Annotated in this window: 14 protein-coding genes; 10 read left to right on the top strand and 4 right to left on the bottom strand. The window is 72.4% G+C overall.

Going from position 1 to position 12,471, the window contains the following annotated elements; genetic code table 11:
• The first annotated feature begins 44 nt into the window (after positions 1-44).
• From OIU81_RS04300 to OIU81_RS04290, 3 genes are all read left to right on the top strand, one after another.
• A complete protein-coding gene (locus tag OIU81_RS04300; RefSeq protein WP_329143985.1) occupies positions 45-410 on the top strand; it encodes a hypothetical protein in 366 nt (121 codons plus the stop codon).
• A 134-nt stretch (positions 411-544) separates the two neighbouring features.
• On the top strand, positions 545-715 hold the full coding sequence (locus tag OIU81_RS04295) for a hydrophobic protein (protein ID WP_086717956.1): 171 nt from the start codon (positions 545-547) through the stop codon (positions 713-715).
• Positions 716-945: 230 nt separating this feature from the next.
• Positions 946-1,374: a hypothetical protein gene (locus OIU81_RS04290; RefSeq protein ID WP_329143981.1), complete on the top strand. Its 429-nt coding sequence runs from the start codon at positions 946-948 to the stop codon at positions 1,372-1,374.
• Between the two features lie 63 nt (positions 1,375-1,437).
• Here OIU81_RS04290 and OIU81_RS04285 read toward each other — a convergent pair whose 3' ends face one another.
• The 4 genes from OIU81_RS04285 to OIU81_RS04270 all read right to left on the bottom strand — a co-directional run bounded on the left by OIU81_RS04285 (position 1,438) and on the right by OIU81_RS04270 (position 4,797).
• Entirely contained in the window at positions 1,438-1,911 is a 474-nt protein-coding gene (locus OIU81_RS04285) for a VOC family protein (RefSeq protein WP_329143979.1), read from the bottom strand.
• Positions 1,912-1,976: 65 nt separating this feature from the next.
• Positions 1,977-2,924: a DUF5996 family protein gene (locus OIU81_RS04280; protein ID WP_329143977.1), complete on the bottom strand. Its 948-nt coding sequence runs from the start codon at positions 2,922-2,924 to the stop codon at positions 1,977-1,979.
• Positions 2,925-3,343: 419 nt separating this feature from the next.
• Entirely contained in the window at positions 3,344-4,027 is a 684-nt protein-coding gene (locus OIU81_RS04275) for a DUF4232 domain-containing protein (protein WP_329143975.1), read from the bottom strand.
• 173 nt (positions 4,028-4,200) lie between these two features.
• Positions 4,201-4,797, bottom strand: a complete 597-nt coding sequence (locus tag OIU81_RS04270) for a TetR/AcrR family transcriptional regulator (protein WP_329143973.1) — start codon at positions 4,795-4,797, stop codon at positions 4,201-4,203.
• A 377-nt stretch (positions 4,798-5,174) separates the two neighbouring features.
• Here OIU81_RS04270 and OIU81_RS04265 point away from each other — a divergent pair, with 377 nt between their 5' ends.
• The 7 genes from OIU81_RS04265 (at position 5,175) to OIU81_RS04235 (ending at position 12,453) form a co-directional block, all read left to right on the top strand.
• Entirely contained in the window at positions 5,175-5,789 is a 615-nt protein-coding gene (locus OIU81_RS04265) for a (2Fe-2S)-binding protein (protein WP_329143971.1), read from the top strand.
• Positions 5,786-6,787: an FAD binding domain-containing protein gene (locus tag OIU81_RS04260; protein ID WP_329143970.1), complete on the top strand. Its 1,002-nt coding sequence runs from the start codon at positions 5,786-5,788 to the stop codon at positions 6,785-6,787. The genes OIU81_RS04265 and OIU81_RS04260 overlap by 4 nt, the downstream gene beginning before the upstream one ends.
• On the top strand, positions 6,784-8,928 hold the full coding sequence (locus tag OIU81_RS04255; RefSeq protein ID WP_329143968.1) for a xanthine dehydrogenase family protein molybdopterin-binding subunit: 2,145 nt from the start codon (positions 6,784-6,786) through the stop codon (positions 8,926-8,928). Before OIU81_RS04260 ends, OIU81_RS04255 begins: the two co-directional genes overlap by 4 nt.
• Positions 8,929-8,988: 60 nt before the next feature.
• Entirely contained in the window at positions 8,989-10,146 is a 1,158-nt protein-coding gene (locus tag OIU81_RS04250) for an XdhC/CoxI family protein (protein WP_329143965.1), read from the top strand.
• A gap of 71 nt (positions 10,147-10,217) precedes the next feature.
• Positions 10,218-11,042 carry a DUF72 domain-containing protein gene (locus OIU81_RS04245; protein WP_329143963.1) on the top strand — a complete coding sequence of 275 codons (825 nt, stop codon included), beginning with the start codon at positions 10,218-10,220 and terminating at the stop codon, positions 11,040-11,042.
• A gap of 7 nt (positions 11,043-11,049) precedes the next feature.
• The gene (locus tag OIU81_RS04240; RefSeq protein WP_329143962.1) at positions 11,050-11,316 is read left to right on the top strand and encodes an acylphosphatase; all 267 of its coding nucleotides are present in this window, start codon (positions 11,050-11,052) and stop codon (positions 11,314-11,316) included.
• Between the two features lie 204 nt (positions 11,317-11,520).
• Positions 11,521-12,453, top strand: coding sequence for a MurR/RpiR family transcriptional regulator (locus tag OIU81_RS04235; RefSeq protein WP_329143960.1), 933 nt, complete (start codon positions 11,521-11,523; stop codon positions 12,451-12,453).
• The last annotated feature ends 18 nt before the right edge of the window (positions 12,454-12,471 follow it).

Genomic DNA, 12,471 nt, shown 5'->3' with positions numbered 1-12,471 from the left:
AGCTTCCGGGGTTTCAAAGCGGAAAGAGCGGCGAGACGAATGGCATGAGTGACGAACGAAAGAAGTCCGACGGTCCCTCCGGCGCGGTGCAGCGCAAATCCAAGGCGGCTGCCTCGGCAGGGACGAAGTCTGCCGAAAATGCAGGTCGTGTCGCCACGAAGGAAGCCGCGACGGCCGGTGAGCGTGCCAAGTCGAGCGTCGAAAGCGGTCGGCAGGCCGCCGTGGCCGCGACCGAGCACTTCGCTGCCACGGCCGTCACCACCTGGAAGGTCGTCAAGAAGCGGAAGGCCATTGCCGCGAGCGTCGGTGCCGGGCTGATCGGCGCCGTCGGCGCTGCTTTCGCCGCGGGTCGTGCCACGGCGAAGCCGCGAACCGGTCCCCTGACGCGACTTGTACACGGCCGCATCTGAGCCGGCCTCCTTCCCTCAACCCCCCTTTCCCTCAAGAAGCCTGAAGATTCCCCGTAGCCACCTCTGGCGCTTTCCACTGGAGGACGCACTCTCGCTGCGTGGAGTCGAAGTCCCCGATTCGGAGGTTGACTCTCATGGTTCCCCTGCTCCTAGTCCTGCTTCTCGCACTGCTTCTCTTCGGTGCCGGATTCGCATTGAAGGCCCTGTGGATCGTCGCCGTCGTCGTGCTGGCATTCTGGCTGCTCGGCTTCCTGATGCGGTCGGCGGGCGCCGGCGGCCGGCGCGGCCGCTGGTACCGCTGGTGACGTCACCGCCCGCGCGGGCCCCGCAGCAATCGCGACACTGTCCGCGAATCCTGGGGGCCGCACGTGAGGTCGGCCTTCGCGCCCCGTTGTGGTCGTGAAGGCCGATTTTGTGTGGGGGCCCGGTGTGCCTTGCCGGGAAATTTCTCCGTGATCTGGTCATGTCACAGGTTGCCCTGGAGGATCGCCCGACCTGTCGGCTCCGGCGGGTCCGAGAGCGAAGGAGCTCGCCCATGGCACGCTTCAGACGTATGTCCCGGGCAGCGAAAATCATGGCGATCGCCGGTATGACGGCCGCCTGTCTCACGGTTCTGCCCGGGACCTCCGCGCTCGCCTCAGCCCGGAGCACTTCCGGTCCGGTGCTGATCGTCAACGGACTGTGGTCCGACCGCATCCTCTGTGCCAGTCCCCACGACGACTCCGTCTGGCTCCAGAAGATCACGTACAGCAACCCTTACTGCCAGTGGACCCCGTCCGGTGACGACGGGCGCTTCGCGCTCTTCAACGTCGCCAAGAACAAGAACATGGCGTACGAGGGCGGGAACGAGGGCCCCTTGGTCATGGAGACCACGTCCTTCCCCACGCCGCACCAGCAGCAGTTCTCCTTCGGCGGCCGGGAAGGGTGGGGCGCGTACGCCCTCCAGTTCTGGATCAGACGGTAAGCGGGCGGAGTGCGGTGGCAGGCCGGCGCTCGGTGTGTCCTGGGCGCATGTCCCGGCGCACCCTCAGGGATTTCCGGCACCCGGCGCGGGCGGACCGCTCGGATCCGCGAAGACGCCCTCCAGCATCCCGGTGGCCTGGCCCACCTCGATCAGATAGCCGTCCGGATCGCGGAGATAGCAGCGGATCTCGGCCTTGCGGTCGAGCGGCTCGGTCAGGAACTGCGCGCCCTTGGCGACGGCCTGTTCGTAGAAGGCCGCGATATCGGCCACCCGCACGTTGAGGAAGGACGACACCGGGTCGCCGGGTTCGGGCGCGGTGAGGGTGACGTCGGGTTTGTCGGGGGTGGGGCCGCCACCGGGGTTCATGATGATCCAGCCGTTGGCGATCTTCACAATGCAGGGGTTCTCGGCCAGCACCACCTCACCGCCGAACACCTCCGCGTAGAAGCGGCGGGACGCGGCGACGTCCCGCACGGTCAGGAAGTGGGTCAGTACCAGCCCCTGAGCGGGCGTCGGCCAGTCGTCGCGAGGAGTCATCGGGTCTTCCCTTCGGCTGAGGCGCAGTGCGCCGCGTACGTCCCACGCCGTGGCGGTGCCGCCGCCTATCGGACGAGGTTCCAGCGCTCCGGATCGACCTCCAGCGCCGCACGGTCCCACCCGGCCCGGTCGGCGGCGGCCGCGTAGGTGCTGTGCAGGAAGCGGGTGAGTGTCAGGTCCGGGTCCGTGGCGCTGCGTACCGCCTCGTACGGCAACAGGAATTGACCGTTCTGCGCGCTGTAGAACGCTTCGGGGGGAGCGACCGGACTCTCGGCGAAGCCTTCCGGTTCGGGGTACGCGTAGGCGTAGAAGGCGCCCTCGTCCCCGCCGCCGGGCCAGAATCCGCAACTGCTCAGCTCGCGTGAGTAGCCCTCCACCATGACCCAGTCGCCGCAGTTCGGTGCGCCTCCGGGGTGCCGCGGGGCGCCGCGTCCGGAGAAGCGGGTGCAGGCCAGATCCATGGCTCCCCAGAAGAAGTGGACCGGGCTGACCTTCCCGGCGAACTCCGCTCGGAACTCCCCCAGCACCCGGTTCGCCTGGAGGAGTTGACGCCAGAAGAGCTGTGCGGCGTGCGGGTCGTAGGTGTGGTGCCGGTAGTCCTCCGCGAACGGGATCGCCTGCTCGACCTCGTTGGGATGCGCCTGGATCGTGGTGGGGACGTCCAGCTCCTCCAGGGCCCTCAGGACACGGGCGTGGAAGTCGGTCACCGGCATGGATTCCAGCGCGATGCGGCGGGTGCCGCCGTCGCTGGTGCGCAGGTGCAGCACGTGATCGAGGAAGTCGAATTCGATGTCGAAGGCGCCCGTGCCGTGCGGGACGGCGGAGGTGGTCAGGCCCCGCGGGCTGACGTAGAGCGTCACCTGCCACCAGTGGTTGACCAGCGGCGCGTGGGCCAGCCTTACCTTGCCGACGATCTGTGTCCACATGTGCAGCGTGTCGCGGGTGTCGGTCCAGTCGGCCACCCGCAACTGCGGCCACGCCGCAGCCGTCCGGGCGGTGTGCGTTGTCCCCATGGTTCCTCCGCTCCGTGGCGTCGGACGCTCCGCGGGCCGGACGTCTCTCCGGTACGCCGCCGGGCCCGGCCGGGCGGATCCGGGCGATGGGGGACCGGTGTGCAGGGGCCCTCCCGGGCCTGCGCGGTGTGCCACCGCCCCGCGGCCGCGCCCGTCCGACGGCGGCGGCCGCTGCCTCCGTCCGCTCTCCACCTTGCCCAGGGCCGGTGGCCTCCGGCAACTCGGCATCGGCGGGTCAGCCCGAGAACCGCTTGCCGCCCCCCGCCGGGTCGGGAGCGACAGGCGCACGGGCCCGCCCGCCGGCCGGAGCCGGTACCGGGCGGGCCCGCAGTGCTGAGCCTCGCGTCATGGCGTGATCGCGCTATGGGCGGCGCGCCGGCCCTCTGTACGGCAGGAGACGCCAAGCCCAGGGATGCGGGTCAGGCGGCCGCACCGGGCGCGACGGTGGTGACGCTGAACTCCTCGCCGCAGACCCGCAGTCCGGAGGCGCGTGCGGTCAGCGACTCCTTCGAGCCGGGCGGGTACGCCTGGACCAGGGCCCCGGCCGGCCAGCAGCCGGAGCCCTTCGTCCCCTCGCTGACCGTGTGCAGCACCGCATGGGCGCTGTTACCGGGGGCGAGCGTGACGGCCGCACCCGCCGAACCCTCACGGGTGGCCGGCTTGCCGACCGACTGCCCGTCCTTGGCCAGCAGCGAGACCCCGGGGAAGCCACGCAGCGTGCAGGACTGCTTGCCGCTGTTGGTGAAGGTCAGCGCATAGTGGATGTTGCCCGCGCCCGGGTCGGGCTGCCCCAGCGTCATGCGCATCGGGGCCGCGGTGCAGCGGTGCGGCGAGTTGTCGGTGGACGCGGCGCTCCGCGCGGCAGTGGGCTGCCGGGAGGTGCCCGCCGAGCCACCGGAGTTCTGCGCACCGGCGCCGGTGCCGCCCCCGTTGGCGCCGGATGCGGTGCCCGACGAGCTGCCGTCCGACGCGGCCGACGACGGGCTCTGCGCACTGTCGGGCTTGCCGTCCTGGCACGCGGTGAGCGCGGCCGCGGCCGTCACGGCGAGCAGTGTGGCGGCGAGGGTGCGGGCGTGGCGGCGGGGGGAGGTCTGGGGGGACATGGTGCTCCTGATCTGATCGAGCGTGGTGACTGAGCAGTGGTGCGCTCGGGTACCTGCTCTGGGGGCAGCAGGCGCCGCAACACCCCTGACGCCGAGGGCGGTCAGGTGGGGCCGGGGTTGCGGCGAGCAGGGACAACTCTTCCTGCTGTCACTGTCGGTCCACTAACGGAGCGCTAACGTCCTGTTGTCTCGCACGCCCCCGGAGCGCCCGCTCGGAGTCCGTCCATGACCAGGTCCAAGAGGCGGCCGGCGCGTGACTGCCAGTCGCTGTGCGGGTCGATCTGCCAGAGGCCGGCGATGGCGAGGACGAAGTCGTCGGGGGTCACCCCGGGGCGGATGGCGCCGGCCTCCTCGTTCGCCTTCAGGAGCAGGGCGACGGCCGAGGTCACCGGGCCATGGCCCAGGCCCGCCAGGCTGCCGTGTGCGCTGGTGGCCTTGCGCATGGCGTCGGCCAGGCCCGCCTTGGCCATGGCGTACTGGGCCAGGCGGTCCATCCACTCCCGCAGGGCCTCCTCGGGAGCGCGGCTTTCGAGCAGCTGGGAGGCGGTGTCGGCGACCTGCTGCACCTCGTAGCGGTAGACCTCCAGGACGAGTGACTCGCGGTTGGGGAAGTTCCGGTAGAACGTCCCCTGTCCGACGCCTGCCTTCTTCGCGATCGCGCTCAGCGGGGCGTCCGCCGAGTGCGTCAGCTCCGCCAGTGCCACTTCCAGGATGCGCTCGCGATTCCGTTGCGCGTCCGAGCGCAGGGGCGCGTCCTTCCGCTGCTGCACTCGTCCTCCTTTCAGGCTTTCGGGAATCACGCAGAATCCGGTCTTGATAACCGGACAGTTGTCCGGTAGCTTCGATGGAGTGGACAGCTGTCCGCTTAGGTCCACCATAGCGGCAGATTCCAAGCGGCAGATACAGCCCGGAGGGGAGGACTGAGGGTGCCCGCGCTGATCCTGCTCCCACAGCGCCCCTCGCGGTCCCGAGCCGGCGCCGCTCCGCACAGGGACAGTGCCCGTTCCTCCCCGACCGCCCGTGAGATACCCGCCCGGCGCTCCCGGACCCGCGCCACGGGGATCGTCCGACTCCTGGTGGACCCGCCGGCCGCAGGCCCGCGTCCCGACGCCCGCCGCGCCTGACCTACGCGAAAGAAGGCTGAGAGATGGCCCCACCGACGTCCAGCGCCATCACACTGCACGTCAACGGCGAGAAGCACACGCTGCCCGTCGACCACCGCACCACCCTGCTTGACGCGCTGCGTGAGCAGCTCGATCTGACCGGCACCAAGAAGGGCTGTGACCAGGGGCAGTGCGGTGCCTGCACGGTGCTGCTCGACGGGCGCCGGGCGGTTTCCTGTCTGCAGCTCGCCGTCGCCGCCGAGGGGCGCGCGATCACCACCATCGAGGGCGTGGCGGACGGCGACCGGCTGCATCCGGTGCAGCAGGCGTTCCTCGACCTCGACGGCTTCCAGTGCGGCTATTGCACACCGGGACAGATCTGTTCGGCCCTCGCGGTGATCGAGGAGCACGCGGCGGGCTGGCCCAGCGCCGCGACCGCTGATGTACGGCCCGAGGCGGGCGTGCCGGAGCTCAGCGCCGAGGAGATCCGGGAGCGGATGAGCGGCAACCTCTGCCGCTGCGGCGCGTATGTGTCGATAGTCCAGGCGGTCGCCCGGGCGGCCGGGGCGGCCGGACGATCGGGCGCCCCGTCGGAGCCGTGGCAGGCCGGCGGCCTGGGTGAGGCCGGCGCCCCGGCGGACGGAGAGGCGGTCGCATGAGGGAATTCGGCTATCGGCGGGCGAGCGACGTCCAGGGCGCGGTCGCGCTGCTCGCCGCCGATCCGCGGGCGCGCCTCCTCGGTGGCGGGACCAATCTCGTCGATCTGATGAAGACGGGGGTGGAGCGGCCCGCGCTGCTCATCGACGTCCAGGACCTCCCCCTCGACCGGATCGAGGTCACGCCGGACGGCGGCCTGCACATCGGCGCGACGGTCACCAACAGCGATCTCGCCGCCGATCCCGAGGTCCGGCGCCGCTATCCGGCGCTGGCGCAGGCCGTGCTGTCCGGCGCCTCGGGGCAGTTGCGCAACATGGCCACGGTCGGCGGCAATCTGCTGCAGCGCACGCGCTGCGGCTACTTCACCGACCCGGCCGCGGCGTGCAACAAGCGCGTCCCCGGCAGCGGCTGCCCGGCCATCGGGGGCGAGCACCACAACCATGCGATCCTCGGTGCCTCCGCGCACTGTGTCGCCGTCCACCCCTCGGACATGGGGGTGGCGCTCGCCGCCTTCGATGCCGTCGTCGGATATGAAACGGCCGACGGACCAGGGGAGTTGCCCCTGGCGGAGTTCTATCTTCCGGTAGGGCGGACCCCGCATCTGGAGACCGCGCTGCCGTCCGGCGCGCTGATCACCGGGCTCCGGCTCCCGCCGGCTCCGGTCGCCGCCGTCTCCCGTTACCGCAAGGTGCGCGAGCGGGCGTCGTTCGCCTTCGCCATCGGCTCGCTCGCCGCCGCCCTCGACGTCCACGACGGCACGGTCCGCGAGGTCCGGCTCGCCTTCGGCGCGGTGGCGTCCCGGCCGTGGCGGGCCCGGACGGCCGAGCGGGCGCTGACCGGGGGGCCGGCGAGCGCCGAGGCGTTCGCCGCCGCCGCGGATGCCGAACTCGCGGCCGCCGAGGTGCTGCCCCACAACGGATACAAGGTGACGCTGCTGCGCAACCTCGTCGTCGCCCTGCTGACCGAGCTCACCGAGCTCACCGAGGAGGCCGCGCGATGACCACGACGACCACGGGAACCACCGCGGTGACAGGGGCCGTCGGCGCCGCCCACACCCGCATGGAGGGCCTGGCCAAGGTCACCGGGGCGGCCCGGTACGCGGGGGAGATCCCGTTCGCCGAACTCGCCCATGGCTGGCTGGTGGTGTCCACCATCGCCCGTGGGCGCATCCGTGCCGTGGAGTCCGCCCCCGTGCTGGCGATGCCCGGAGTGCTCGCCGTGCTCCACCACGGCAACGCCCCGCGCGTCGACGGCAACTACACCGGTGCCCTGGGGAAGCCCGACCCGGTCCTCCAGGTCTTCCAGCACGACCGGGTGCCCTACGCGGGCTGGCCGGTGGCGCTGGTCGTCGCCGAAACGCCCGAGCAGGCGAGGGAGGCCGCCGCGGCGCTGGTGGTCCGCTACGACCAGGAGCCGCACGAGGTCGCGTTCGCCGCCGGGCATCCGGGCAGGTACACGCCCCAGGACTCCCCGAACTCCCCGGCGGAGACGGCGAAGGGCGACCTGGCGGCCGCGCTCGCCGCGTCCACCGTGGTGGTGGACGCGCAGTACACCACGCCCGAGGAGCACCACCATCCGCTGGAGCCGCATGCGGCGATGGCGCGCTGGGAGGGCGGCCGGCTGGAGGTCGTCGATTCCAACCAGGGCAGCGCATTCGTCGCGCAGGAACTCGCGCACCTCTTCTCCCTGGAGCCGGCCTCGGTACGGGTGCGGTCCGAGCACGTCGGCGGCGGCTTCGGGTCCAAGGCCACCCGCCCGCACCAGGTGCTCGCCGCCATGGCGGCGACCGTCCTTCAGCGCCCGGTCAGGGTCGTCCTGACGCGCCGGCAGATGTTCTCGCTCGTCGGCTACCGCAGCCCCACCGCGCAGCGGGTCAGGCTCGGCGCCGACGCCGACGGACGGCTGCGCGCCTTCGAGCACCAAGCCGAGTGCGTCACCTCGACGGTGTATGAATTCATCGAGCGCAGCGCCGACATGGGGCGGGTGATGTACGACGCCGACGCGCACCACACCGTCAACCGTGTCGTCCCGCTCGATGTGCCGACGCCGAGCTGGATGCGGGCGCCGGGCGAGGCGCCGGGCTCGTTCGCGCTGGAGTCCGCGCTCGACGAACTCGCCGAGAAGTGCGGGATGGACCCGATCGCGCTACGGGCACGCAACGAACCGGAAGCCGGCCCCGTCTCCGGTCTCCCGTTCAGCAGCCACAAGCTGCAGGCGTGCTTCCAGGAGGGCGCCCGCAGATTCGGCTGGGCGGAGCGCGACCCGCGTCCCGGCGGGCGGCGCGACGGTCGCTGGCTGCTCGGCACCGGCACGGCCGCCTCGCAGTTCCCCGCTCGCGCCGCCCCGTCCACGGCGGCCGTGACGGCGGAGGCGGACGGCGATTTCACCGTACGGATCACCGCGGCGGACATCGGCACCGGCGCGCGCACCGCGCTGACCCTGGTGGCCGCGGACGCGCTGCGGGTGGCTCCGGAACGCATCCGGATGCGGATCGCGGACAGCGACTTCGGCCCGGCGATGATCGCGGGCGGCTCGATGGGCACCCGCTCCTGGTCCTGGGCGGTGATGGCCGCGGCGGGCGAACTGCGGGAGCAACTGGCCCTGGGCGGCGGGATTCCGCCGCAGGGGATCACGGTCCGGTCGGACACCGCCGCGGCGATTGCCGCCCTCGCGGCCACCGAACGGCACGCCTTCGGCGCGCAGTTCGCCGAGGTCGCCGTGGACATCACCAGTGGGGAGGTCCGTGTGCGCCGGATGCTCGGTATCTTCGCCGCCGGCCGGATCGTCAATCCGCTGACCGCCCGCAGTCAGTTCATCGGCGGCATGACCTGGGGGCTGTCCATGGCGCTGCACGAGGAGGCGGTCCGCGACCGGGCGTCGGGCGCCCCTGTCGGCGCCGACCTCGCGGGCTATCACGTCGCCGCGCACGCCGACGTGCCCCCCATCGAGGCGGACTGGGTGGACGACCCGGACGAGAGCGATCCGGTCGGCATCAAGGGGATAGGTGAGATCGGGGTCGTCGGCGGTGCGGCGGCGATCGCCAACGCGGTCTGGCACGCGACCGGGGTACGCCACCGGCATCTGCCGATCCGCCCCGACCGCGTCCTGCTGGCGGGAGGTGGGGGCCGCGCCGGCGGATGACCCGTGCGGACGTCCGCGGTGCCGCCGCCCCGCCGCCCCACGAATCACGAGGAGACCACGATGCTGGACATCGCCGACGAGCTGACCCGATGGGTCGAACAGGGCCGGGACTTCGCCGTGGCCACCGTCGTGGCCGTCGGCGGCAGTGCCCCGCGCCGGCCCGGTGCCGCTCTCGCCGTCGACAGCGGGGGCACGGCCGTCGGGTCGGTCTCCGGAGGCTGTGTGGAGGCGGCGGTGTATGACCTGTGCGTCCAGGCGCTCCGGGAGGGGGTGACGCTGCGCGAACGGTTCGGCTACAGCGCGGAGGACGCCTTCGCGGTGGGACTGACCTGCGGGGGCGAGATCGAGGTCCTGATCACGCCGGTGTCGGCGGCCGGGCCGGACCGCAGCGTGTGGGCGGCGGCGCTGGCGACCGCCGCCCGGGGCACGGCGGCGGCCCTCGCCCGGGTCGTCCGGGGCCCGGCCGCACTCCTCGGCAGACCGCTGCTCGTCCGTCCCGACGGGTCGTACGAGGGCGGCCTCGGCGGGCGTCCGGGGCTGGACCGCGCGGCGGCGGAGCAGGCCCGCGCCCTGCTGGACGCCGGGCGCACCGGTTCCTGCGAGGTCACGGAGGGCGGAGCGCGCTGCGGGCCGGCCGTGACGCTGTTCGTCGAATCGAGCGCACCACCGCCCCGCATGATCATCTTTGGTGCGGTGGACTTCGCCGCGGCGCTGGTGCGGGCGGGCAAGTTCCTCGGCTACCACGTGACGGTGTGCGACGCCCGCCCCGTCTTCACCACCCGGGCGCGCTTTCCCGAGGCCGACGACCTCGTGGTCGAGTGGCCGCACCGCTACCTCCAGCACACCGCGACCGACGGCCGCACGGTGGTGTGTGTGCTCACCCACGACGCCAAGTTCGACATTCCCCTGCTGGAGGAGGCGCTACGGCTGCCGGTCGCCTTCGTCGGCGCGATGGGCTCACGCCGGACCCACGAGGACCGCAACCGTCAACTCCGCGCAGCCGGCCTCACCGCGGCCGAACTCGCCCGGCTCCACTCGCCGATCGGCCTCGACCTGGGCGCCCGTACGCCCGAGGAGACCGCCCTGTCCATCGCGGCGGAGATCGTCGCGGCCCGGCGGGGTGGCACGGGCGTCCCGCTGACCGGCCTCCGGACACCGATCCACCGTGCCGCGGACGAGGGAGGTGCTGGTGCCGCCGGGTCGCCTGCCGCGGCCTGACCGCTGCCCGGCCGCCGGGCCGTGCGGGGGCGGCTGATACGTCCGGGCCCCGGCCGGGCAGGGATGCGCACATGACCGTCCTCGTCGGAACCTCCGGCTGGCAGTACAAGGACTGGCGTACGGTCCTCTACCCGCCCGGCCGGCCGCAGCGGCTGTGGCTGGAGGAGTACGCGCGGCACTTCGCCACCGTCGAGAGCAATGCCGCCTTCTACCGGCTGCCCGAGGAGAAGACCTTCGCCGACTGGCGGGCGCGGACCCCCGACGGGTTCGTCCTGGCCGTCAAGGCAAGCCGCTACCTCACCCACATCAAGCGGCTGCGCGACCCCGCGGAGCCGGTCGCACGGCTGATGTCGCGGGCCGCCGCCCTCGGCCCCCGGCTCGGCCCCGTCCTGCTCCAACTGCCGCCCACGCTCCCCGCGGACGCCCGGCTGCTGGACACCTGCCTCGGCTGTTTCCCCGCCGGCACCCGGGTGGCGGTCGAACCCCGACACCCCTCGTGGTGGACCGCGGAGATCCGTACGGTGCTGGAGCGGCGGGGCGCCGCGCTGTGCTGGGCCGACCGCGGCTCCCGGCCCGTGACGCCCCTCTGGCGGACCGCCGACTGGGGGTATGTCCGCTTCCACGGAGGCCGTGCGGAACCCTCGCCGCGCTACGGTCGGCAGGCGCTCGGCACCTGGGTGCGGCGGATCACCGACACCTGGCCGGACCGGGCGGACGTCCATGCGTACTTCAACAACGACACGAACGGCGCGGCCGTCCTGGACGCCGCACACTTCGGCCGGGCCGTCGCGGCCGCCGGACGCTCCGTCAGCCGCACGCCGACCGGGCGCGGCGCCAGCGGCCGGCCACCGGGCCGGGAGCGGTCCGCGCGGGTGCCGCCAGGCGAGGAGAGGTGAGCGACGGATGATCCGCAGACATGTGGTGGTCTCCGGGAGGGTGCAGGGGGTGTTCTTCCGTGACACCTGCCGGCGCATGGCGGCCGAGCACGCCGTGGCCGGCTGGGTCGGCAACCGCCCGGACGGCACGGTGGAGGCCGTGTTCGAGGGGGAGCCCGAGCGGGTGGCGACGCTGATGGACTGGGTGCGCGAGGGCCCGCCCCTGGCGACCGTCGACACCGTGACCGTCCAGGAGGAGGAACCGGAGGGCCTGACGTGCTTCGAGGTCCGTTAGCAGTGGTTGCCACGTCACGCCCACATCAGGAGTGAGGCGGGAGTGACGGCCGGCCGGTAGGTCTCGGCGGTCTTGCCCTAGCGGGTGGCGATGCCGCCCTGACAGCCGTCCGAGTTGCGGGGCGGGCCGCAGACGTGACCACGACTGGTCTTCCTGGCCGTGTGTCACGATCGTTGCGTCAAGCAGTGCGGAGAAGGGACGCGGATGGCTGATCTGGCCGGAGAGCACAGCGATCTTGCGAAGGGCGACACGGGGCGGGAGCCGGCTGGTCATGACGCCGGCCCGGGAATCACCGTGGCCGAGCTGGTGCGGCGTGTGGAGGGCGGGCTGTCTCCCGCCGAACGGAAGATCGCGCGGGCGCTGACCGCCAACTACCCGGCGGCCGGGCTGGAGTCCGCTTCGGGGCTCGCGTCCCAGGCGGGGGTCAGCGCCCCCACCGTGGTGCGTTTCGTCGCCCGGCTCGGGTTCGACGGCTACCGGCACTTCCAGCAGTCGCTCCGTGAGGAAGTGCAGGCGCGTCACGCCTCGCCGCTGACCCTGGCGCCGGTGATCGGCAGGGATTCTCCGACCTCCGAACTGGTCGAGGCGGCGCGGCAGGTGAGCAGCGTGACCATGGAGCAGACGTTCGCAGCGCTGCCCGAGCGGGAGTTCGATCAGGCGGTCGGATTGATCTGCAACCCCGCCAAGCGGATCGCATCCTTCGGCGGCCGGTTCTCCCAGCTGCTGGCCGAGTACCTCGACCTGCATCTTCGGCTGCTGCGTCCGGGGACCTTCGTGCACATCGCGGCCCCGGGGCGCGACGCGGGCTTCCGTGTCGACCTGAGCCGGCGGGATGTGTGTGTGGTCTTCGACTTCCGCCGCTACCAGGACGACACCGTGCAGCTCGCCCGGTACGCGCACGAACGCGGGGCCAAGGTCGTGCTGTTCACCGACCCGTGGCTCTCGCCCGTGGCCGAGTTCGCCGACGTGGTGCTCCCCGCGCGGGTGGAGGCCCCCAGCCCGTTCGACAGCATTGTGGCGCCCATGGCGCTCGTGGAGACCCTGGTCGCCGCCGTGCACGCGCGTCTGGGGCCGGCGGCCGAGGAGCGGATGCGGGCCGCGGAGGAGGCGTGGCGTGGCGAGGCCGGCACCGTCTGAAAAATTCATTTCACCGCG

It is taken from the genome of Streptomyces sp. NBC_01454, from assembly GCF_036227565.1.
Lineage (GTDB): Bacteria > Actinomycetota > Actinomycetes > Streptomycetales > Streptomycetaceae > Streptomyces.
This window is presented reverse-complemented; position numbering and strand designations above follow the sequence as displayed.